The organism is Streptosporangium sp. NPDC001559, assembly GCF_042893955.1.
Lineage (GTDB): Bacteria > Actinomycetota > Actinomycetes > Streptosporangiales > Streptosporangiaceae > Streptosporangium.
Genome location: NZ_JBIAVG010000017.1, coordinates 1 through 22,172, shown reverse-complemented (window position 1 = coordinate 22,172; position 22,172 = coordinate 1). Strand labels below are relative to the sequence as shown.

22 protein-coding genes are annotated in these 22,172 nt (G+C 70.3%); 12 read left to right on the top strand and 10 right to left on the bottom strand.

Annotation, left to right across the window (positions count from 1 at the left end):
- The first annotated feature begins 23 nt into the window (after positions 1-23).
- From ACFYY8_RS32030 to ACFYY8_RS32000, 7 genes are all read left to right on the top strand, one after another.
- Positions 24-224 (top strand): hypothetical protein, encoded by a 201-nt coding sequence (locus ACFYY8_RS32030; protein WP_390047451.1) that lies wholly within the window; start codon positions 24-26, stop codon positions 222-224.
- Positions 221-1,261, top strand: a complete 1,041-nt coding sequence (locus ACFYY8_RS32025) for a s-methyl-5-thioribose-1-phosphate isomerase (RefSeq protein ID WP_390047449.1) — start codon at positions 221-223, stop codon at positions 1,259-1,261. Before ACFYY8_RS32030 ends, ACFYY8_RS32025 begins: the two co-directional genes overlap by 4 nt.
- Positions 1,262-1,358: 97 nt before the next feature.
- Positions 1,359-2,051 (top strand): acireductone synthase, encoded by a 693-nt coding sequence (mtnC, locus tag ACFYY8_RS32020; protein ID WP_390047447.1) that lies wholly within the window; start codon positions 1,359-1,361, stop codon positions 2,049-2,051.
- A complete protein-coding gene (mtnB, locus tag ACFYY8_RS32015) occupies positions 2,048-2,680 on the top strand; it encodes a methylthioribulose 1-phosphate dehydratase (protein WP_390047445.1) in 633 nt (210 codons plus the stop codon). Before mtnC ends, mtnB begins: the two co-directional genes overlap by 4 nt.
- Positions 2,681-2,815: 135 nt before the next feature.
- Positions 2,816-3,412, top strand: coding sequence for an NADAR family protein (locus tag ACFYY8_RS32010; protein WP_390047442.1), 597 nt, complete (start codon positions 2,816-2,818; stop codon positions 3,410-3,412).
- A gap of 78 nt (positions 3,413-3,490) precedes the next feature.
- The gene (locus ACFYY8_RS32005) at positions 3,491-4,090 is read left to right on the top strand and encodes an RNA polymerase sigma factor (RefSeq protein WP_390047440.1); all 600 of its coding nucleotides are present in this window, start codon (positions 3,491-3,493) and stop codon (positions 4,088-4,090) included.
- Entirely contained in the window at positions 4,083-5,186 is a 1,104-nt protein-coding gene (locus tag ACFYY8_RS32000; RefSeq protein ID WP_390047439.1) for a CU044_5270 family protein, read from the top strand. Before ACFYY8_RS32005 ends, ACFYY8_RS32000 begins: the two co-directional genes overlap by 8 nt.
- Here ACFYY8_RS32000 and ACFYY8_RS31995 read toward each other — a convergent pair.
- From ACFYY8_RS31995 to ACFYY8_RS31970, 6 genes are all read right to left on the bottom strand, one after another.
- On the bottom strand, positions 5,179-5,340 hold the full coding sequence (locus tag ACFYY8_RS31995; RefSeq protein ID WP_352008692.1) for a hypothetical protein: 162 nt from the start codon (positions 5,338-5,340) through the stop codon (positions 5,179-5,181). The genes ACFYY8_RS32000 and ACFYY8_RS31995 overlap by 8 nt on opposite strands.
- Before the next feature lie 177 nt (positions 5,341-5,517).
- Positions 5,518-7,557, bottom strand: a complete 2,040-nt coding sequence (locus ACFYY8_RS31990; RefSeq protein ID WP_390047436.1) for a dipeptide ABC transporter ATP-binding protein — start codon at positions 7,555-7,557, stop codon at positions 5,518-5,520.
- Positions 7,558-7,559: 2 nt separating this feature from the next.
- Positions 7,560-8,456 (bottom strand): ABC transporter permease, encoded by an 897-nt coding sequence (locus ACFYY8_RS31985; RefSeq protein WP_390047434.1) that lies wholly within the window; start codon positions 8,454-8,456, stop codon positions 7,560-7,562.
- A complete protein-coding gene (locus ACFYY8_RS31980; protein ID WP_390047431.1) occupies positions 8,453-9,457 on the bottom strand; it encodes an ABC transporter permease in 1,005 nt (334 codons plus the stop codon). Before ACFYY8_RS31980 ends, ACFYY8_RS31985 begins: the two co-directional genes overlap by 4 nt.
- A 12-nt stretch (positions 9,458-9,469) precedes the next feature.
- Complete coding sequence (locus ACFYY8_RS31975; RefSeq protein ID WP_390047429.1) at positions 9,470-11,140, bottom strand: ABC transporter substrate-binding protein; 1,671 nt, start codon at positions 11,138-11,140, stop codon at positions 9,470-9,472.
- Between the two features lie 65 nt (positions 11,141-11,205).
- Positions 11,206-12,198: an aldo/keto reductase gene (locus ACFYY8_RS31970; RefSeq protein WP_390047427.1), complete on the bottom strand. Its 993-nt coding sequence runs from the start codon at positions 12,196-12,198 to the stop codon at positions 11,206-11,208.
- 145 nt (positions 12,199-12,343) lie between these two features.
- Here ACFYY8_RS31970 and ACFYY8_RS31965 point away from each other — a divergent pair, with 145 nt between their 5' ends.
- Positions 12,344-12,916 (top strand): MarR family winged helix-turn-helix transcriptional regulator, encoded by a 573-nt coding sequence (locus ACFYY8_RS31965; protein ID WP_390047425.1) that lies wholly within the window; start codon positions 12,344-12,346, stop codon positions 12,914-12,916.
- Between the two features lie 146 nt (positions 12,917-13,062).
- The gene (locus ACFYY8_RS31960; protein WP_390047423.1) at positions 13,063-13,818 is read left to right on the top strand and encodes a hypothetical protein; all 756 of its coding nucleotides are present in this window, start codon (positions 13,063-13,065) and stop codon (positions 13,816-13,818) included.
- A 242-nt stretch (positions 13,819-14,060) separates the two neighbouring features.
- Here the strand turns inward: ACFYY8_RS31960 and ACFYY8_RS31955 are convergent, their stop codons facing one another.
- Positions 14,061-14,204, bottom strand: a complete 144-nt coding sequence (locus ACFYY8_RS31955) for a hypothetical protein (RefSeq protein ID WP_390047421.1) — start codon at positions 14,202-14,204, stop codon at positions 14,061-14,063.
- 152 nt (positions 14,205-14,356) lie between these two features.
- Entirely contained in the window at positions 14,357-14,998 is a 642-nt protein-coding gene (locus ACFYY8_RS31950) for a S1 family peptidase (RefSeq protein WP_390047419.1), read from the bottom strand.
- A 439-nt stretch (positions 14,999-15,437) separates the two neighbouring features.
- Between ACFYY8_RS31950 and ACFYY8_RS31945 the strand changes: the two genes are divergently transcribed.
- Both ACFYY8_RS31945 and ACFYY8_RS31940 read left to right on the top strand, forming a co-directional pair.
- Positions 15,438-15,737, top strand: a complete 300-nt coding sequence (locus ACFYY8_RS31945) for a hypothetical protein (protein WP_390047417.1) — start codon at positions 15,438-15,440, stop codon at positions 15,735-15,737.
- A 144-nt stretch (positions 15,738-15,881) separates the two neighbouring features.
- The gene (locus ACFYY8_RS31940; RefSeq protein WP_390047415.1) at positions 15,882-16,967 is read left to right on the top strand and encodes a hypothetical protein; all 1,086 of its coding nucleotides are present in this window, start codon (positions 15,882-15,884) and stop codon (positions 16,965-16,967) included.
- 335 nt (positions 16,968-17,302) lie between these two features.
- Here ACFYY8_RS31940 and ACFYY8_RS31935 read toward each other — a convergent pair whose 3' ends face one another.
- Positions 17,303-17,623 (bottom strand): DUF6355 family natural product biosynthesis protein, encoded by a 321-nt coding sequence (locus ACFYY8_RS31935; protein ID WP_390047413.1) that lies wholly within the window; start codon positions 17,621-17,623, stop codon positions 17,303-17,305.
- Positions 17,624-18,018: 395 nt separating this feature from the next.
- Here ACFYY8_RS31935 and ACFYY8_RS31930 point away from each other — a divergent pair, with 395 nt between their 5' ends.
- Positions 18,019-18,330, top strand: a complete 312-nt coding sequence (locus tag ACFYY8_RS31930) for a hypothetical protein (RefSeq protein ID WP_390047411.1) — start codon at positions 18,019-18,021, stop codon at positions 18,328-18,330.
- A 1,397-nt stretch (positions 18,331-19,727) separates the two neighbouring features.
- Here the strand turns inward: ACFYY8_RS31930 and ACFYY8_RS31925 are convergent.
- Entirely contained in the window at positions 19,728-21,371 is a 1,644-nt protein-coding gene (locus tag ACFYY8_RS31925; protein ID WP_390047409.1) for an alpha/beta hydrolase, read from the bottom strand.
- Between the last annotated feature and the right edge of the window lie 801 nt (positions 21,372-22,172).

Below are 22,172 nucleotides of genomic sequence, written 5' to 3'. Positions count from 1 at the left end.
GCACTCCACGCGACGGCACAGCCGTGCCGGCGTCGGAGCGCCGCACGGCCTTCCCGGAGGCCGGGAACACACGGGTGCCCGGCGGGACACGGCTGGCGCCGAGCGGCGTGACGTTGTTCAGTGAGGGCATGAGCGCGGGCAGGGGCCGGGTCGCCGTCGTCGCGATGACGCCGGGCGGTACCCGGCCGCCCGTGGGCGGCGACGTCTCCTGGAGGCCTCAATGAGTGACACCCCCGTCCTGGCCGACTCCGTCAGGATCACCGACGACGCGGTGGAGATCCTCGACCGGCGCGTCTACCCCTTCGAGGTGCGCTGGGTGCGCTGTACGACCAGCGAGGAGGTCGCGACGGCCATCGAACGGATGGTCACGCAGAGCTCCGGACCGTTGTTCGCGGCGACCGCCGGACTCGTCCTGGCCGCCCGCGAGGCCCGGCGGGAGCCGCCGGAGGAGGCCGCCGCCCACCTGCGCCGGGCGGGAGCCAGGCTCATCGCGACACGGCCGACGAACAACCACATCCGCGACGCCGTACAGGGAGTGCTCGGGGTGGTGCTCGACGGGCGGGAGGCGACCTCGGGCGCTGAGCTGGTCGAGGCGGTCACCCGGGCCGCCAACGCGCACGACGCCGCCTACCGGGCGCGCAGCGCCGCCCTGGGCCGTCACGCGGCGAGCCTGCTCGGTGACGGCGCGCGGGTGCTCACCCACTGCTGGGCCGACGCCTTCCTCATCGCGACCGTGCGGGCGGCGCGGTCCGCGGGCAAGCACCTGGAGTTCGTCTGCACCGAGACCCGCCCCTACCTGCAGGGCGCCAGGCTCACCGCGGCCACGCTCGTCGAGATGGGCTACCGGCCGACCCTGATCACCGACGGGATGGTCGCGGCCGCGCTGGCCGACGGGCTCGCCGACGTGGCGCTGACCGCGGCCGACCGGGTCACGCTCGACGGTCACGTGGTCAACAAGGTCGGCACACTGGGGGTCGCCCTGGCCGCGAACGCCTTCGGCGTGCCGTACCACGCGCTGATCGACGCGCCGGACCCGCAGGCGCGCACGATCGACGACGTCGTGATCGAACGGCGTGACGGCGACGAGGTGCTGCACGTGCTGGGACGACGCACCGCGGCCGAGGGGGTCGTCGGCTACTACCCGGCCTTCGACACCACCCCGCCGCGCCTGGTGACCAGAATCGTGACCGAGCACGGCGTCTACGAGCCGTCCCGTGTCCGCGACCACTTCGCCGTTTCCGGCCGCACCGAGGAGAGCTGATGGTTCACATCGAAACCGACACCCCGCCGTACCCCGTGGGCGTCACGTCGGCCCTCGCCTGCGAGCCCGCCCCCGACCTCGTGGAGGTGCTTACCCGATGACCGGATGGACCGTGCTCGACATCGAGGGGACGACGAGTTCCACCGAGTCCGTACACGTGGGGCTCTACGCCTTCGCCAGGCCCAGACTCGGACCGTGGATCGACGCGAACCGGGACGACCCCGAGGTCCGCGCCGCCGTCGAGGAGATCGGCGGCGGCACCACCGAGGAGGTCGTGAAGGTGCTGCACGACTGGATGGACCACGACGTCAAGGCGACGCCGTTGAAGACACTGCAAGGGCGGATCTGGGCGGAGGGGTTCGCGGCGGGCGAGCTGACCGCGCACTTCTTCCCCGACGTGGCCCCGGCCCTGCGCGCCTGGCACGCCGAGGGGAGGCGTCTGGCGGTCTTCTCCTCCGGCTCGGTCTCCGCCCAGCGCCCGTGGTTCACGCACACCGGGGACGGGGACCTGTCCGTCCTCGTCGAAGGGTGGTTCGACACGGTGAACGCGGGGCCGAAGCGGGAGGCGTCGTCCTACCGGCGCATCGCCGCCGAACTCGGCGGGACGGATCTGCTCTTCCTGTCCGACGTACCCGCCGAGCTGGACGCGGCCGCCGCCGCGGGCTGGCGGACCACGGGCCTGCGCCGTCCTGGCGAGCCGGGTGAGAACGCCGACTTCGGCCCGCACCCGGTCGTCGCGTCCTTCGAAGAGCTGGGCTTCGGGGGGCCGGGCTTCGGGGGGCCGCGATGAGCGCCGGGCGGGACTCCCGTACGGCGGAGCTGGTCCTCGGGGCCGGTGCCCGGCTGGCCGCCGAGTCGGCGCGTTTCGCCGGGCTCGGCTGGATGCGCGGCACCTCGGGCAACCTCTCCGAGGTCGTCAGCCGTGACCCGCTGCGGCTGGCGGTCACCGCCAGCGGTCTGGACAAGGGCGAGCTGACCGCCGCGGACGTCTCGGTCGTCGGCCCCGCGGGTGAGACGGTGCCGGTCGAGGGCGTCGAGCCGCGCAGGCCCTCGGCCGAGGCGGGCCTGCACGCCCGGGTCGCGGCGCTGACCGGCGCGGGCGCGGTCGTGCACGTCCACACCGTCAACGCCGTCGTCGCCGGGCACCACTGGCCAGGGGGCGTGCCGCTGCGCGACATCGAGATGCTCAAGGGCATCGGACGGCTGGCGCACGACGACGAGGTGGTCGTCCCGGTGATCGCCAACAGCCAGGACATGGCCGAACTCGGAGACCGTTTCGAGGAGGCTCACGACGCGGCCGTCCCGGCGGTGATCGTGGCCCGGCACGGCCTGTACGCCTGGGGCCGGGACCTGACGCACGCCAGGCACGTCACCGAGTGCGTCGAGTGGCTGCTCGCCTACGCCGTCGCCGTACGTTGAGGGACCGCGCCGGCCCCTCAACGTACGGAGCCTCCGCCCGCGACACGGCGCGACGCGGGCGGAGGCCGTCGCCGTACCCGGCCGGTCGCCCGCGCGGATAACCGCTGGCCGCGTGCCGACCGTGCGTGGCAGGGTGTGACGGTGCCCGACCTGACCGGACTGCCGCGTTCCGTCACCGAGGCCGTCGCCGCCGAGCGTGACGGCGGACGGCTGCGTTACCTGTTCTTCTGGGGCCACCGGCCGCCGCGCGGGGGCGGCACCGGCGCCGGATGCCTCAGCCAGTGGTGGCGGGCGTCCTTCCCCGCGGAGAACGCCTTCGGCGGCGGCGAGCACGTCTTCCCCTCCGCCGAGCACCACATGATGGCGCACAAGGCGTGGCTGTTCGGCGACGACGAGACGGCGGCGGCGATCCTCACGGCCACGCACCCCGGCGAGGCCAAACGACTCGGCCGCGAGGTCCGCGGCTTCGACGAGGCCGTGTGGGAGGAGCACCGGTACGCGACCGTCGTGCGCGGCAACACCGCCAAGTTCGGCGCGCACCCGGAGCTGGGGGACTTCCTGCTCGGCACCCGGGACCGGGTCCTGGTCGAGGCCAGTCCCGTCGACCCGATCTGGGGCATCGGGCTGGCCGCCGACGACGAACGCGCCGCCTCCCCCGCGACCTGGCGGGGTCTGAACCTGCTCGGCTTCGCCCTCATGGACGTCCGCGACGTCCTTGAGGGAGCCCGCTGAGAACGGGCCCGTGAAAGCGATCCGGTGGATCGGGTGAGAAGGGGTGACCGCCGACCGCGTTGGAAACGGGAGACCTTCGTGACCTCGATCTCATGGGCCGTCCGTGCGGGGAGCCCCGAGGCCGTGCCTCACTCCCTCGACGAGGCCGAGTGGTTCGGCGCGATCTTCGACGCCCACTTCGCCGAGATCCACCGCTACGCCGCCCAGCGGCTGGGCGACGACGTCGCGGAGGACATCGTCTCGGAGACCTTCCTCACGGCGTTCCGCAAACGGTCGCGTTACGACCCGTCCCGCGCCGGGGTCCGTGCCTGGCTGTACGGCATCGCGACCAACCTCATCGGCAGGCAGCGCCGCGTCGAGGTGCGCACGCTGCGCGCGCTCGGCCGGCACGGCCCCGCGCCCGACGCCCCCGGGCACGAGGAACGCGTCGCGGCGCGGGTCAGCGCGGAGAGCCTGCGGCCGAGTCTCGCCGCCGCCGTCGCCGAACTCCACCAGCGTGACCGCGACGTGCTGCTCCTGGTCGCCCTCGCCGACCTCAGCCATGAGGAGGTCGCGGCGGCCCTGGGCATCCCCTACGGAACCGTGGGATCACGCCTGAACCGGGCCAGGCGGAAGCTGCGCGCCATCCTGGGTGAGACCAATCCGATGCTCGACCCCGAGGAGACCCGCCGTGGATGAGCTGGAGACGCTCCGCGAGCTGTACGGCGAGCCACGGCCCGACCCGATCCTCAAGGCCAAAGTGCGCCAGGCCCTGGACGCCGAGGCCAGGCGGCCACGCCTGAGGTTCGTCAAGGGGATCACCGGGGCTCTCGCCGCCACGGCGACGGTGGGCACGGTGGTGGCCACGGCGGTGGCGGTGGCGGTCGTGGTCACGGGGGCCACGACCGCCGGGCCGGGGCGGGCGCCTTCTTCGGCGGCGTCGCCGTACGTCACGGAGAGCGCGACCGTCTCCGGGCGGTCGATCCTGCTGGCCGCCGCGGTGACCGCCGAGGCGGACGTCGCCGCCGACGGCCCGTACTGGCACGTCAGCAAGCTGAACCGGCGGACCTACCCGGAGTCGTTCGGCGGCGACGGCGACCGTTACCGGGTCGTCGAGTCACGACTCACCGAGCAGTGGGTCGCCGAGGACGGCGACGGGATCTGGGTCGGGACCCGCTCCCTGGGCGCGCGCCCGGCGAGCGAGGCCGACGAGGAGGCCTGGCGCCGTGACGGCTCCCCCGCCACGTGGCCGGTGCCCGGCGGGACGTTGTCCGCCGCACCCGACCGGGGCCGGCTCAGAGCCGTGACCGACGGGACGGCGTTCAGCATGGCGGGCAAGCCCATGACCCTCGAACAGATCAGGGCGCTGCCCACCGATCCCGTCGCCCTGCGGGAACAGGTCGCCGAACTGGTCAGGGACGCGCCGGGCGGCTCTCTCGACGGCGTCGTCGCGGACGCGCTCAGCGGCCTGCTGTGGAGCAAGCCGTCGCCGCCGAAGGTGCGCGCCGCCGCCTACCGGGCGCTCGCCGACCTGCCCGAGGTGCGTTATCTCGGTGAGACGAAGGACGAACGGGGCAGGGCCGGGGCGGCCTTCTCCTTCACCCTGCAGACCGCCGGCGCCACACGGCTCCCGGTGGCCGTGCGGCGGACCCTCGTCATCGACCCCGTCACCTCACAGGTGCTGTCCTCGACCGTCACCGGCAAGCCGGGCAACGGGGACGACCAGGTCGAGGTGGTCCTTGAGGCGGGCTGGACGACCGGAAGGCCGGCCGTCCCCGCCCTCCCGGTCAGCTGAGACAGGCGGGCTCGGTCGCCAGGTCGCGGAGCAGGTCGGCGAAGGCGAGCGCCTGCTCGGCCGTCATGCGGGGCTCGGGGCCGACGTAGAAGACCACGATGTCGCCGTTGAGCGACGTCGTGGCGGTGAACGGAAGCGTTGGGGAGATAACCATGATGCTCCGCATTCTTGCCTGCCCCACCGACAGTTCGCACATGGTTTACGCCCGCGGAGGCCCGGTGGAGGCCTGATGGAGGAAGGCTTGTACCGGACGCCGTGACGGGAGAGGGCGGCGTCCCCACCGGCCGAAGCCCCATCGGGCGGTGGGGACGCCGTCCGTACGGCGCGGTCCTCACGCCAGGCCCGCGATGTCCTCCGCCCAGTGGCAGGCCACTCGGTGTCCCGGGACGACCTCTCTGACCTGCGGGACCTCCTCCGCGCAGCGGGTCTCCCTGCGGAAGGGACAGCGGGTGTGGAAGGGGCAGCCGCTCGGCGGGGCGGCCGGGCTCGGCAGGTCCCCGCTGAGGATGATCCGCTCCCGCCGCGCCTCGGCCACCGGATCGGGCAGCGGAACCGCCGACATCAGCGACACGGTGTAGGGGTGCAGCGGGCGTTCGAACAGCTCCCCCGAGTCCGCCTCCTCGACCAGCCTGCCGAGGTACATCACGCCGACCGTGTCGCTCATGTGCCGAACCACGGCCAGGTCGTGGGCGATCAGCAGCGTCGTCAGCGACAGCGTCCGCTTGACCTCCTGGAGCAGGTTGACGATCTGCGCCTGGACCGAGACGTCGAGCGCGGAGACCGGTTCGTCGGCGATCAGCAGGTCGGGTTCGAGGATGATCGCCCTGGCGATGCCGACCCGCTGGCGCTGGCCGCCGGAGAACTCGTGCGGGTAACGGTGTTCGGCCGTGCGTGGCAGCCCCACCTGGTCCAGCGTGTTCAGCACCTTGGCGCGCCGCTCCCCGCGCCCGCCGGGCACGCCGTGCACGCGCAGCGACAGCTCCAGGATGTCGCCGACGCTCTGGCGCGGGTTGAGACTGGCCATCGGATCCTGGAAGACCATCTGCATCCGGCGGCGCATCGGGCGCAGCGCGCGCTCCCGCATCCCGGCCAGGTCGACGCCGTCGAAGAGCACGCTGCCCGAGGCGACCGGTTCGAGGCGCAGCAGCGCGCGGCCGAGGCTTGACTTGCCGCAGCCCGACTCCCCGACCAGCCCGTACGTCCGCCCCTTCGGCAGGTCCAGGCTGACCCCGTCCACGGCGCGGACGTACTCGACGGGGCGGTTGGTGACCGCGGCGCGCCTGGCCGGGTAGCGCACCCGCAGGTCGCTGATCCGCACCAGCGGCTCGGGGCCCTCCCCCTCGGCGGGGGCGGCAGGCTCCCGCACAGAGGCAGAGGCAGAGGCAGAGACGGGAACGGGGACCGGCGCGTCGCCCGCCGGGTGGACGCACCGGAACCGGTGGCCGGGAGAGTCGTCGGTCATGGGCAGGTCGGGGACCATGCAGGCCTCGTCGGCCACCGCGCACCGGGACGCGAACGAGCACCCCGACTCCCAGGGCAGCCGGTCGAACGGCGAGCCAGGGATCGGGGTGAGCGGTGTGTCCTGCGGGGAGTCGAGGGCCGGGATCGAGGCGAGCAGGCCACGGGTGTAGCGGTGCATGGGCATGCGGAACAGTTCCTCCGCCGAGGCCGTCTCGACGACCCGCCCGCCGTACATCACGCTGACCCGGTCGGCCAGGCCCGCGACGACGCCCAGGTCGTGGGTGATCATCAGCAGGGCGGCGCCGTGGTCACGGGCCAGCCTGGCCAGCAGTTCGAGGACCTGGGCCTGGATCGTGACGTCGAGCGCCGTGGTCGGCTCGTCGGCGATGAGCAGCTTGGGGCCGCACGCGATCGCTGTGGCGATCATGACGCGCTGGCGCATGCCGCCGGAGAGCTGGTGCGGGTACTGCCGCATCCTGCGGCGCGGGTCGGGGATGCCGACCTCGCGCAGCAACTCCTCCGCGCGGGCCCCGGCCGCCGCCTTCGACAGGTCGGTGTGCCGCAGCAGCACCTCGGTGATCTGCACTCCGATCGGCACGACCGGGTTGAGCGAGGTCATCGGGTCCTGGAAGACCATCGCCAGGTCACGGCCGCGCCTGGCCGACAGCTGCCGGTCGTTCAGCGTGGTCAGGTCCTCGCCGTCGAACACGATCGCGCCCTCGACCCGCGCCGAGTCGGGCAGCAGCCCGAGCAGCGCCAGCGCGGTCGCGGACTTGCCGCAGCCGGACTCGCCGACCAGCGCCACGACCTCCCCGGCCTCGACGGTGAGGCTGACGCCGTCCACGGCGGCGATCGCGGGCTGGGCGGAGGCGAACCGTACCCGGAGGTTCCGTACGTCGAGCAGGGACATGGTCACCTCGTGGTCTTCGGGTCGAGGACTTCGCGCAGGGCCTCACCGACGAGGGTGAAGCCGAGCGCCGTGACGGCGATGCAGGCGCCGGGCAGCAGCGCCAGATGGGGGGCGCTCTCCAGCCTGGCCTGTGCCTTGACCAGCATGCGGCCCCACTCGGCGACCGTCGGGTCGGCCTGCCCGAGGCCGAGGAACGACAGCGCGGCCACCTCGATCGTCGCCGTCGCCAGGACGAGGGTGGCCTGCACGATCACCGGACCGACCGAGTTGGGCAGCATCTGGCCGAACACGATCCGGCTCGTCGGCACGCCCACCGAACGGGCCGCGACCACGTAGTCCAGGCCTCGCTGGGCGAGCATCGACCCTCTGAGCAGGCGGGCGAAGACCGGCACCTGCGCCGCCGCGATGGCGATCATCACGGCGACCGGACTGCGGCCCATCACGGCGGCGACGCTCACCGCCAGCAGCAGCGCGGGGATCGACAGCATCACGTCGGTCACCCGCATCGCCAGCGTGTCGACCCAGCCGCCGAGCCCTCCGGCGAGCAGGCCGACCAGCGCCCCGACGAGCAGGCCGAGCCCGGTCGCGGTGACGCCGATCACCAGCGACTGCCGCGCGCCGTACACGAGCTGGGTGAACAGGTCGGAGCCGAAGCTGTCGAGGCCGAGCAGGTGGCCGGGGCCCGGCCCCGGCACGGACGACGGGGTGATCTTCCCCGCCCACTCGGCGCTGCCCGGCTCGTACGGCGTCAGCAGCGGCGCGGCGAGCGCGATCACCGTGAACAGCAGCACGATGACGCCTCCGGCGACCGCGGATCCGCGGCGGAGCAGGCGGCGCAACGCGACCCGCCACGTCCCGCCGGCCCGCACCGGGACGGCCCCGGCGGTCGGGGCGCTCATCGCTGCCTCGCCCTGGGGTCGATGACCGCGTACGACACGTCGACCAGCAGGTTGACGATCGCGTAGATGACCGCGATGAACAGCACGAATCCTTGGAGCACCGGATAGTCCAGATGGTTGACGGCGGTGAACAGGAACTCCCCGACCCCGTTGAGCGCGAACACCGTCTCGGTGAGCACCGCCCCGGCCAGCAGGGCACCGGCCTGCAGGCCGATCGTGGTGGAGACGGGCAGCAGCGCGTTGCGCATGACGTGCCTGCGCCGGATCACGGCCCGGGTCAGGCCCTTGGCGCGCGCGGTGCGGACGAAGTCCTCGTTCATCACTTCCAGCACCGAGGCCCTGGTGATCCGCACGATGATCGCCAGCGGGATCGCCCCGAGGGCCATCGCGGGCAGGATCAGGTGCCGCAGGGCGTCCCAGGCGGCGTCCCACTCCCCGGTCAGGACCCCGTCCAGCACGTACAGGCCGGTCGGGTGGGTCGCGTCGAGCCTGACATCCTGGCGTCCCGCCGTCGGCAGCCAGCCGAGCCGGATCGCGAAGACGTACTTCAGGAGGTAGGCCAGGAAGAACACCGGGACCACGACCCCCAGCAGGGACGCCCCGACGGACAGGTGGTCCAGCGGGCCGCCCCTGCGGCGGGCGGCGAGATAGCCGAGCGGGATGCCGGCCACGACCGCGAGGCCGAGCCCGGCGACCGCCAGTTCGACGGTCGCCGGGAAACGCTCAAGGAAGCTGTCCACCACGCTCTGGCCCGTCCTGATGGAGGAGCCGAGGTCGCCCCGCACGAGCCGCCCGAGGAAGAGCAGGAACTGCTCGGGAAGCGACCGGTCGAACCCGTACAGGTGGTTGACCCGGTCGATTCCCTCCTGGGTGGCCTGTTCGCCGAGCAGTGCCCGCGCCGGGTCCCCGGGCAGCAGCCGCAGCCACACGAACAGCAGCAGGCTGAGGCCGAACAGCACCGGCACGACCAGGGCCAGGCGCCGGGCGACGAAGGCGATCATGTCGTCTGTTCCCTAGCCCTTGATCTGGAGGTTGTTCCACACCTCGGCCGCGAGCGGGCTGGTGACGTAACCGGAGATCCTGGGCGAGAGCGCGAGCGAGGGGACCGGGTGGGCCACCGGGATGCCCGGCAGCAGGTCCATGAGCTCCTTGCTCACCGTGGCGTACTTCTCGCCCTGCTCGGTGAGGTTGCGCGCGCTGCGCGCCGCGGCGACCGACTCGAACAGCTTCTTGTCCTCGAAGCCCCACTCGACGGTCTTGCGGCCGAAGAAGATGCCGAGGAAGGTGTCGGCGCTGTTCATGATGCCCGTCCCGCCGAGGAGGTACAGGCCGTGGTCGGTCTTGGCCTTGATCCTCTCCAGGTACTCGGGGCTCCACTTCTCCGGTACGGCGTTGACCTTCAGCCCGACCGCCTCAAGCTGGGTGCGGATCGCCACGAAGGTGTCCTCCGGGCTCGGCATGTACGGCCTCGACGTGCCGGTCGGGTAGTTGAAGGTGACCGTCTTGCCGACCGCGCCCGCCTCTTCGAGGAGCTTCTTCGCCTTGGCCGGGTCGTGGTCGTAGGTGGCGACGCTGTCGGCGTAGCCGTTGACCGGCGGCGGGATGAACTGCTCGGCGGGCTTGGTGCCCGCGGGCAGCGTCTGGGAGACGATCGCCTGCTTGTCCAGGGCGTGAGCGATCGCCTTGCGGACCCTGATGTCGGCCAGCAGCGGGTCGGCCTGGTTCATGCCGAGGTAGAGGATGTTGAGCGGCTCCCTGGGCAGGACCTGGAAGCCCGCGCCGGACAGCCCCTGCACGTCCGCAGGCGCGACCAGGTCGTAGCCGTCGATCTCACCGCTCTGCAGCGCCTGCAGCCGGGCGGTGCCGTCCGGGATGATCCGTACGACGATCTTGTCGATCTTCGGCTTCCCGCCCCAGTAGCCGGGGTTGGCGCGCAGCGTCAGCCGCTGTCCCTTCTCCCATGACTCGAACAGGTACGGTCCCGTGCCGGTGGGGTGGGCGGATGAGTACTCGTTGCGCCGGACGTCGCCGGAGGCGCCGGGGTCGTCGGCCTTGTACTGCTTCAGTGCGGCCGGGCTCTGCATGGCGAACGACGAGATGGCCAGCGCGGGGATGAGGCTGCCGTAGGGGCGGGTCAGCGTGATGGTGACCGCGTCGCCCTCGGCGGCGCAGCTCTTGTAGATGCTCTTGGTGAGTGCCGGGTTGTCGCTGGTCTTGAAGCCGGCGAAGACCAGTTGGTACAGGTTGCTGATGTTCTCGGCCTGCAAAGGACCGTTCCAGTTGTACCAGCGCTCGAAGTTGAAGCAGACGGCCTCGGCGTCGAAGGGTGTGCCGTCGGAGAACTTCACATCCTTGCGGAGCTGGAAGGTGTAGTTCAGGCCGTCGTCGGTCTGCGACCAGGAGGTCGCCAGGCCCGGCGCGGGCTCGGCCGTGCCGGGCTTGATCGACACCAGACCTTCGAAGATCTGGTTGGCGACCCGTGTGCTCTCGCTGTCGGCGACGAACGCCGGGTCCAGCGCGACCGGCTCTGAGGCGGCGGCGAAGACGAACGTCCCCGCCTTGTCGCCGCCCGCGGCCGTCTTCTGCGTGCCGCGTTCGCTGGAACAGGAGGTGATCGCCAGCGCGAGACCGGTGGCACCGGCGACTGCGATCAGGCGTCGGATGCGCGTGGTGGTTGGGCTCACGGGTCGGCCTTTCTTCAAAACAGATGGTTGGAGCTTGTCCCCCGACGGGTGCGCTCGCGCGCGGGTCAGCCCACGGCGGGCTCGGTGTCGATCTCTCCGACCCGCAGTTCGTCCGGGTTCTGGGGCAGGTCGGCGACGGCGGCGCGCACGCCCTCCGTGCCCAGCCTGTTCACCAGGTCGAGCGCTCCGAGGTTGGCCTTGAGCTGTTCGACGCTGCTGGCTCCGAAGAGCACCGAGGCCGTACGCGGGTGGGTGAGGGCGAAGGCGATCGCGAGCTGCGCGGCGGTCGCGCCCAGCTCCTCCGCCCGCGCGGCGAACGCGTCGCGGACCTTCTCTGCGTGCCTGGTCATGCCCGTGGGGCCGAGCGGGCGCTCGCTGCCTGCGGCGCGCCGCCCGGCCAGCACGCCGACGGCCAGCACGTTCGTCGTCTGGATGACCAGGTCCCAGCGCTCCATGACCTCGGCCAGCTCGCTGTCCTCGCCCATCTTCCTGGCGATGGCCGAGTACGGCAGCTGCAGCACGCTGGGCAGCGGCATGCCCTCCTGGTGCGCGTAGGCGCAGGCCTCGTCGATCTCGGCGGGGGTCGCGTGGTTGATGCCCCAGTACCTGGTCAGCCCGGCCTCCACCAGCCCGGCCATCTGACGGACGATGTCCTTCATGTCCACGACGGTCTGGAAGTAGTAGGCCGTGTCCGGGTTGTAGATGACGCAGTCGGCCGCGTCCACCCTGGCCCGGGGCAGGGACTCCGCGAGCTGGTCGCGGAAGGAGGGGCGCGGCCCGCCGTACCAGAGCTTCTCGGTGTGGAAGTAGTCCTCCCTGGCGATGCCCGCCGCGTCCCGCGCCGCCGCGAACCGCATGTCGGTCTCGGAGACCGGGTCGTCCGGCCGGGCGGCCGAGGTGTAGTGGCCCACGTCGAACCACGTGACCCCCGCGTTCCTCGCGGTCGTCAGGAACTCGACGATGTCCTCGTGACGCATCCGGTCGTAGGTGTGGTAGGAGCCGATGCTCAGCGCGGACACCTTGGGACCGTTAACGCCCAGGGAGTGATACCTCATCATGCGGCGGTGTCTCCGTACTCTCGGTTGGGTTCGACCAGCGTGGGCAGCACCGCAAAATTTGTCAATAGATTGACCGTCAATACATTGGCAGTCATCATGATGGTTGAATGTCCTGATCGTTCCCACCACCCAGACAAGCGGAGCCGTGCCGTTGCCCAGTGACCGCGCACCGAACGCCGAGACCGCGCCCGACGCCGTGGAGGACACCACCATGTGGTCCCTGATCGGCCAGGCGGTCGAGTCCGTCCCCCCGCAGATCCCCGGGGTCGACGACGAGGCCATGCGGCTGTGCATGACGCTGCACTGCGCGACGAGCCTCGTGTTCTACGACCTGTCCGCCACCCTCAGGCGCGCCGACGCCGTCGCCGCCCCCACGCTCAAACTGCTGCTGATCCTCTACATGTACGGGGAGATGGAGTCCCGGGACCTGATCAGGCTCTCCGGGATGAGCAGGGCCGCGGCCTCCGCCCTGCTCGACAAGATCGTCGGCCAGGAGATGATCGAGCGCCGCCTGTCGGAACGCGACCGCAGGACCCACATCGTCACCCTGTCGGAGAAGGGCAGGACCGCCTTCGTCGAGGCGTTCACCGTGTACAACGCCAGGGAGCGTTACTGGGCGGAGACGCTGACCCGCGCCGAACGCGACCAGCTCATCGGCCTCATCGGCAAACTGGTCAACGCCCGCCTCGACGACGGCAACCTCCGCCGCAGGCAGTGACATCCCACCGGCGGGAGCCCCGGGGGTCTTGAGAGCTCTGGGGCCCTCGGAGGCCCTGAAGGCCTTGGGGTCCTTGGAGGCCCCCTGGGGCACGACATGATCACGACACGTCCGTGCGGGATCGTCGCTCCCTACGATCACGATCTATGACAACTCGCCGTGTTTTGACGGTCTCCGCCGGAGCCCTGGCTCTTCTGTTCTCCATCCCGACCGCCGCGTCCGCGTACCCCGTCGTCGGCGCGCCCGAGCTGACCCAGAACCCGCTCTACACGGTGCCCGCCCTGCCCTCGGTCTCCTGCACTGCGGTCAAGGGCACCACCAAGGCCTCAACGACGGCCTATCTCAAGAAGGTCGTCGGCTGCCTGGACGCCGCCTGGGGCAAACGGGTGAAGAACTTCGTCCCGGCCGAGGTGACGATCAAGGACACCTACGAGCACAGCCCCTGCTACACCGGCATCAAGGTGTCCGGCTCCTTCGCCACCAGCTGCAACCGCTCCGTCGAGGTGCAGCTGCGCTCCGACTGGATCAAGGCCAAGTCCGAACTGCCCGTCCTCGTCGGGGTCGCCCGCGCCTACGCCGGGTTCGTCCAGACGCAGACGGGCATCAGCGAGGCCTGGTGGGCACTGCGCTACGACGGTGAGGAGGCCGAGATGAACGAGCAGACCCACCGCTTCTACCAGCAGGCCGACTGCCTGGCCGGAGTGTCCGTCAGGAGCCTCGGCCGTACGGCCCGCGACTGGGGGCGTCTGCTCTCCGCCGGAACGCCCAAGGAGTACGGCAGGTTCATCCCCAGGTGGTACGGCAAGCCCGCCAACCGTCTCGCCTGGTTCAAGGCCGGCTACGGATCGGGGAAGCCCGGCGCCTGCAACACCTGGAAGGCTCCCTCCCCCAAGGTCGCCTGACCTCCAAGCGGCGCGTCCCCTGGGACGCGCCGCACCCGGGAACGTCAGCCGCCAGGGAAGAGGCGAAATATCGGTATGTCGCTCCACAACGCCTCCCCCGCCGCGGTCAACGCCCACCACGCGCCCCCCGCCACCAGCAACCCGAGCGACACCGCCACCACGACCAACCGCCCAAGAGAACCCCAGGACCTCATACCGACTCAGACTCCGGCACAGGGCGTGGGGTTCGACACTTCCGGAGATCACGGCCTTCCCAGCAGAAGCCGTTCGACGTCACGCCAGAACTTGTCGAAGGACGGCCTGTCGAACAGCACGGAGAACGCTGCGGGATCACGCCGGGCGCGGGCGATCACCTCCGCGTCGTCCGGTTCGGTTTGGGCGATCAAACTTGGGCTCCGTCCGTGAGAACTGGTCGCCCTCTTTCACCCGATCCCGGGCACCGGGTTCTCGCCCGCCCTCAATGACGAGGGGCCGCCCCCGGGTTCCCGTTGGACGGCCCCTCATCGTGGCCGGTCACGCGTGCTCCGGTGTCCGGAGGTCAGGAGGAGGTGAGCAGGGTCAGTCCGTACTGCCGCAGGATCTCGTTGATGGGCACGTAGTAGGAACGGCCCCCCGCGCTGCAGTTGCCGGAGAAGCCGAGCAGGATTCCCTGCAGCTGACCGTTCGCGTAGAGGGGAGATCCCGGCGGGGTGCCGGGCTCGAAGCAGATGCTGGTCACGAGCAGGCCGGTCACCGTTCCCTGGGGCAGGCTCAGCGAGGCGTTCCTGCCGAGCAGGGTGCCGCACCGCCACCCGGTCGTACCGCCGAAGCCGCAGACCTGGGAGCCGACGGGAACCGGGGTGCTGCCACGAACCGGCAGGTCACGACCACCGGGGACCCTGAGGACGCCGACCGGTTCCCAGGCGGAGGTCACGCTGACCCAGGCGCTGGAGGGGATGGGGTAGGTCGAGGCACGGACGGTCCCCACGACCGCCCCGTTCGCCGCGCGCACGGTCTCGCCCGGAGAGCCGCAGGTCCCGGAGGTGACGAACCCGCCGGGAACAGCCGCCCCGACCGTGCAGCGGCCGTTGGTCCCGAAGGAGTCGCCGACGTAGATGGGGGCGCCCGTTCCGGCGAAGGCCACTCCAGGAGTGGACAGAAGAAGGCCGAAGATCAACAGAAGAGATATCCGTCGCATCATGACCTGACGGTAATTTTCACAAAGACAACTGCCAATAGTCATCCCGCCCGATCGTCGCGTATTCGCCGCCCCGCACCACGGCGAGGACACAGGCGTCCACGCGAACCACCGGGGTCGCCGGTTCCGAGCCCCGCCGTTCCCGTTCTCGTGATCGAACAGGAAGACCGGTGTCAGGCCAGGCCAGAGATCTCCGGCCCGGCTTCGCGGAGGAAACCGTCCAGCGGGCCGGGCCATCCGAGTCGGCCCTTGATCGGCCCGACAATTTCATGGACGGCGAAGTCAAAACGACTTGTCAGAAATGACAGGGCGTCACCGCAGGGCGTTCTCGGCCTGGTGAAGGCACAGAAAGCGCTTGCCCGGCCCCTCCTAGTCCGTATCGTCCATTTAGGACAATTTCATACTGGAAGTGGCTTTGCCGTTGAAACCGGAGGAAGCACACATGAGAAGTCGATTTACGGCCATGTCCGCCACCGCCTTGCTCACCGCGTCGCTGCTGGTGGGCTCCGCATCCCCCGCCCACGCCACCCTGACGGGCTGCACCACCTGGCAGGAGGGGTACGTCGTCCACAGCAAGTGCACGGGCGGCACAGGCACACAAGCGGTTTACGTGAGCGGCGTGCACGTGAACCCCGCGGTGGGATGGGTCGCCATGACCGGCCCCCGGGTGGGGGTGGGCGAGACATCGTCGGTCAACTTCCCGGGCACGGTGTGGTACCGAAGCACCACCCTGTACGACTGATACGACCCCGAACGGCATGACGGCGCCCCCACCTCTACGGAGGACCGGGGGCGCCGCCCATTCACCGGGCGCCCGGCTCCCTCCTGGAGGCATCGGAGGCTCCCTAGAGTTGATGGTCGACGCCACCTCTGCCCCGGAGGCACGATGAGTGTGAACGAGCGGCCGACCGGTTCCCGCCCGACCTGGCGGGAGGTACGTGACTACATGAACGGTCGCCGCCACGACCTCGCTCGCGTCGCGAGCCGGTTCCATGACGGTTGCCGGCAGGTGGGGGCGACACCCCTGCTGACCCGCGAGGACTGGCGGCTGGACGAGCCGCTCCCCCTCGACCGGATCACCCTGAAGTGGAGCGATCAGGCTCCTTCCCCGGTGGTGACGGGCGAGGAGCCGGAAGCCCGTTCGGCCCTTCCCGAGGACAGCGCGAACTACTCCGAGGCCATCGCCGGCCATGACCGGCCCGCCCTGTTCGAGAACCGGCCGTGCTACCGGTTGCTCGACGTGTCATGGCCGACGTTGGGCTTCACCGGCGGTTCCTACTTCGACGGTGTCAACGTCGGGGAGACCGCGGCGCACGAACTGGCGGCGGCCCGGCTGCTCCGCGAAGAACGACTCCCTTTCCGATCCCTCGTCGGGGACCCCACCGACCTGGGCAGACGTGTCGTGCTCCCCGCCGTCTCAATGCTGACCCTGCGGCAGGACCGTACGGGAGACATGACCTTCGTCCTGCACTGGCGCGACCCCGCCAAGGTCGCGCACGCAGGTGGCCTCTACCAGGTCATGCCGGTGGGCGTCTTCCAGCCGATCAGCGCCGCGTCGTCCAGCCAGGACTTCGACCTCTGGAAAGGAACGGCGCGGGAGTACAGCGAGGAGTTCCTGGGGCGCTCCGAGGTGTACGGCGAGACCTTCTCCTACGGGTCCTGGCCCTTCTACCAGCGGATGGAACAGGCGAAGGCCGAAGGCCGCCTCCGCTCCTTCGTCCTCGGACTGGGGATCGACCCGTTGACGTTCGCGGCGGACATCCTGGCCGTCACCGTGATCGAGGCGGACGTGTTCGACGAACTCTTCGAGGGCATCGTCAACGACAACGCCGAAGGGCGGGTCGTCGGGGTCGCCGGCATCCCGTTCCAGGCCGACCAGGTGAGCCGATACGTCCACCACGAGCCGATGCAGGCTGCGGGCGCGGCCGTGCTGGACCTCGCCTGGCGACACCGGCGGAACCTCACGTCATAGACCGGGCCGCCATATGACAGGTGGTGATACCGACGGCTCCGGCAGGCCGAACCGTCCCCCTGTCTTGTCTCAACGGAAAGTGCGGCGACAGGACGTGAACAGGAAGGCGTCCCCCCCTGTCCCGGAGAGCACTCCCGGCCTCCAGCGCGGCGACACGATCAGTCGGTTCGAGGAAGTGCCTCTCCGTCTCCCCGAGACAGAGACACCCTGTTCCCTTCGCACCTGAGCCGGTGCGCTTCCACCGCACGCACCTGACGCGGTGGTCACCCTCTCAGCCGGGTTGCCCCAAGCTCCCGCCGCCTTGGGGAGCGGCGAGCGTCAAGAGCTGATTAGGCTCAGCAGAGAGAGCCCTTGTACCAGGCGTTATGAACCTCGTAAGTAGTGCCGAGGTAGGTCCTTCCTGGCCCGACGCACTGGTCGTAGTCGCTCAGCGGCCACGTCCGTTCTACGCGGATGAGGACATGAGTGCTGGGGTCGCAGTGGTTGTAGTAGGCGGCGGCGAGGGCCGGGGTGGGGTCCCAGCCGCAGGCGAGTGCCTTTGTTTCAGCAGTGCTGGACGCAGATGCCGTGCCCGATGTTGCGAGCACGCCGAGCGTGGACAAAGCGGCTATACCAAGCGCGATGCTCTTCTTCTGGCGCTTCAGAGCGGAGATCATTTGTGCACCTTCCGGAGTGAGGATTTCCATTTCCGAGGGTCACGCACACCACACACTTGCGCCATAAGAAAACATGCCATTAAGCACTGGTTTACTGCCAATCCTGACACGCTGTCACACAGCAGGACGCCACCGTCCGGAAGGGCGGAGGCACCGCCTCGGGCGGGGGTGGGCGAGATATCGTCGGTCGACTTCCCGGGCACCGTGCAGGACCGAGGCACCGCCTTGTACGACTGACGCGACGCCGAGCGGTACGGCGACGCCCTCGCGGTGCGGCTCCAGGAAGGTGGGGGCGTCGTTGTCCGCTTCCGGCCAGGGAGCGGGACCGCTCTCCCGGGTTACCTTCGAGGCGCTCCCCCGAACGGTCTCGCCAACCCTCGTGAAAGGGCACCCCCATGTCCCTGATCAAACGCCTCGCCGTCACCGCAGCCGCCGTGGTTCTCGCGGCTCCACTGGCGGCGACCCCGGCCGCCGCCGCCACCGACCGCACCTTCGTCTGCGCTCAGGGAAGGTTGGAGAGCGGCGAGCCGATGTTCCACTTCCTGTGGCTGACCGGAGAAGGGTGCACTGGGCCCATGACCCCGCTGTCCTCCGGTCCCGGCGTGATCACCATCACCCCCTGGGGCAAGAGCTATAGCTGCCCGGGAGTGCTCGTATTGAGCGAATCCAGCGTTTTCACCAACGCGAAGGAATGCGTCTGGCTGTAGCGGCTCGACGGCGCCCCCGCCCAGAAGGACGGGGGCGCCGTTGCTTGCGGCCGTCGGCGTCGCGGGGCAGACTGGTGGCTCATCGCCCTGAAGGGTTCGTGACTTGTAAGTCACTCAGATCTTGGGCCGCTCTCGCCTGTACGTACTCATCAGCCCCACGAGGGTTCGCAACAACATGGTGAGGCCTCAGGTCCAGCCGAGTGCGATCGTCCTCATCACCCCTGTGAGGGGTCCCAACGTGACGTACCTCGCTCCGTCGCTGGCGAAGAAGACCCGCCTCATCGCCTCTGGGGGGTCGTAACCAATGCTTGATCGCCAGCCGCGCTTCTTTGAGTGCTGGTTCTCATCGTCCCTGTGAGGAGTCGCAGCACCGCCAGAATGCCGTCAGCCGTTGCCTACCAGTGAGACTTCCTCATCACCCTTCGAGGGCCCAGACGTGACGGCGCCCCCGCCTCTACGGAGGACGGGGGCGCCGTGGTGTACCTACCCTGGGCCTCGCCCTCGAGGCGGCCGGCTTGTAGCGCGCGGCAGTCTTCGGTGGCGTGGTAGCGGTCACCGGCGCCTGTCGTGCCGACTTGGCTCGCTGGGTCCTCCTGGGGTACTGCTCGGAGGGCGGGCGACGGAGCGTCCTCGGCTATGGACAATCCGGTAGGGCCAGCGCATGCTCCAGGTGACTTGTCCCTCATCCGATGGGAGTCCCGATGGTTCGCCGTGTCTTGTCTGTCCTCGGGATCGTCACGGTACTGGTGATGATGGCGGGACCCGCGCACAGTGCGAACGTGATCCGCTCGCCGCAGGTGGCTGGCGCTCGCTGATAGGACGGCGCCTCGCTCTCCGCGCGAAGGGCGGGGCGCCGTCATGCTCTACTCAGCCTCGGCCGCCTGCAACAGCGGCCCCAACTGGAGCAGGGCGCCTGCCCGGTCAGGAAGTGAGAACGGTCTCCCGGGTCACTTTCGAGGCGTTTCCCCGAACGGTCTCGCTGGCCCTCTCCGTGAAAGGGCATCCCCATGCCGCCGACCAAGCGTCTTACCGTCACCGCGGTCGTGGCTGCCCTCGCCGAACCCCTGCTGACGGTTCCGGCCACGCACGCCGCTGGGTCCTACGTCTGCGCAAGCGGGACCTATTTCACTGTCAGACCTGATGGGAACGGCCCTTCGCATGTCTGGGGTGAGGGCTGCGTAGGATCGGGAGACGGAGGCGTCACTCAGATCAGGGGATCGCCAGATCGTCTACCGACATCCCCCGGTGCCTCGCCGCACCTGGTGAGAACGTCTTTGACCGATCAGCGCCTCTGGGCGTCTGCCACCGCCTCGGGGCACTGTCAGCGCCCGCGTTGGCAAGGTCCCGCCCTGCTCTCCCCTCCGGTCTACCGGCACACGGCGCCACAGGCAACAGCCCTACAGCGGCCCCGCAGAAGGTATGTACGGCAAGGGCGTGGAGCGGGCGACGGCGTCGGCCGGTGACGGAGCCGGGCAGAAGCGGTCCCGCCCAGGCAGTGCCCCGGTGGTGAGGAAGGAGTTCATCGCCTCGTCGGCGCAGCTGCCGAGGCCGACGACGCCGTGGCCGCCCTGGTCGACCGTGATCATGGCGGCTCGTCGTCCGAGCGCGGCGCGCAGGCCTCGCGCGCTCGCCAGGGGCGTGACCGAGTCGCGGGTGTTCTGCAGGATCAGCACGTTGCGCGGCCCGTGACCGGTAACGGTCACCGGCGGCTCCACCGGCCGGGTCGGCCACGCCGCGCACGGCCAGAGGTTCGACGGCATGCCCGCCGTCACCGGCCACGCCCGCCGATCGGCCGCGACCTGCCGGGCGTGCAACGCCACGCTGCGCGGCCAGGCGACGTCATCGCAGATCACCGCGTAGAGCGCGGCGACACGGTTGTCCGCCGGTGTCTCCGCCGTCCCGGTGCCACTGCCACCGATGACACCGCCGACGGAGAGCAGCCGGTCCAGTCGCGTCAGGATGGTGGTGTCCACGGTGGATCCTGGGATGGCGGCCGCCAGTTCCTGCCAGAGCTCGGCCATGAGCGGGAAGAAGCCGTCGAAGTAAAGCCCCACCCGGGTGATCTCGCGCAGTGCGTTGCCGTCGAGTACGGGGCCGCCCGGGTTCGGCAGGGGCTGCCGGTCGAGGGCCGCGGTCAGTTGGTCATACGTGCGCCTGACCTCGTCCGGCGTCGCGCCGAGACGGTAGACGGCGTCCCGCTCGGCTGCGAAGGCGAGGAGGTCGGGCAGGCGCACGGCGACCGCCTGGCTCCAGGCCCGCCACAAGTCCCGCCACACCAGACCCGGGTCGACCGCGCTGTCCAGCACGATCCGATCGGTGCGTCCCGGGAACAACGAAATGTAGACGGCTCCCAGATAGGTGCCGTAGGAGACGCCGAAGTAGGACAGTTTCGGCTCACCGAGTGCGGCTCGGATGCGGTCCATGTCCCGGGCCGTGTTGGCCGTGGTGACGAACGGAAGCAGATCGCCGGAATGCTCGGCGCAGGCGGCTGCGGTGTCCCGTGCGAAGGCGAGGTTGCGCTCGATGCCACCGTCCGGCGCCGGGTAGGGCACCAGCAGCGTGAACTGCCTCATGAGATCGAGGCCACAGGTGACCGGGGTACTGTGGCCGACCCCTCGCGGATCGAAGCCGATCAGGTCGTACCGATTCAGGACCTCGCGCGGCAGGACGTTCACTAGCTGGCTGGGCAGCTCCAGGCCGCTGCCGCCCGGGCCGCCCGGGTTGGACAGCAGGATCCCGCGACGCGACCCGGGTCGCGTCGTGACGATCCGGGAGATCGCAATCTCGATGCTCCGCCCGCGCGGGGCGCGGTAGTTCAGCGGCACCCGCAACGTCGCGCACCGCTGGCGTGGGTCGCGCAGGGTACCGGGTTCCGCCGGCGGGCACTCGCCCCAGATCGGAGCCGCTCCCCCGGCCTCGGCCACCGCCGACTCCGGCGTGCCGATCCGGGTCTCGGCCGGCGTGGGCGCGCCTGCCACCACGGTGGCCAATGTCGCCGCGGCGATGAACAACGTCAGACGTGATCGCAGTCTTAATCGCACTGATACCCCTTTTCAACAGGAACAGGTGCTTTCTCGATGCCGATGAAACCGGCACTGCCGGGTATGCGGGCCCCTTCGCTCAGTCACGCGGGGAAACAGGGGCCGTGGTTCGCGGTGGGAGTCGAGCAGGAGGACGCCGTCCGTGACGCATTTCGTCCAACGATCCGGAGCTCCGACTTAACGGGAGCCCCGCCTTAATGAGAGTCGGCCGGGAAAACGACCGACCCCGGGGGAATTTCCGTACGCCTGGCGGCTGGTGGAGATGGCGTCCGCTACCGTTCAAACGACCTGGTCACCACCGCCACCCGTGATTCGGCCACTCTCAGCAGGTCACGAGGCTTGATCGACAATGGAACGGTCAGTGGCGTCAGCAGGCCGACGCGGGCGGAGTCGCCGCCGTCCACCGTTCCGGCCCCGCACTCGGACCTATGGCTACGGCGAGCCGCCACCCGGGTGGATCCGACCGGTCAGACGCCCGCGTCTTTCACGAGCCGGTTCCCGCTCCGGCAACCGGAACGAGCGGCCGCCATCCGGCTACTGCCGCTCCGCATGACCCACACCGAGATCGAGATCACCGCGGAGTCGGTGCGGGACTTTTGGAGCAGCCGATGCAGCGGCTCGGACGCCGCCTGATCGGCCGCCAGGCCGACGTCATGTGCCCTGCGATGTGACCTCTGCGGCCGGGTCGCGGTCATGACGAGGCCGGTGCCGCCGTGCCGGACGTCAGAGCCGCCCGTACGATGCGGATCGCCTCGCCCGCGTCGAGGCCGACGCTGGCGATCACGGCCGCGTAGTCGGCGG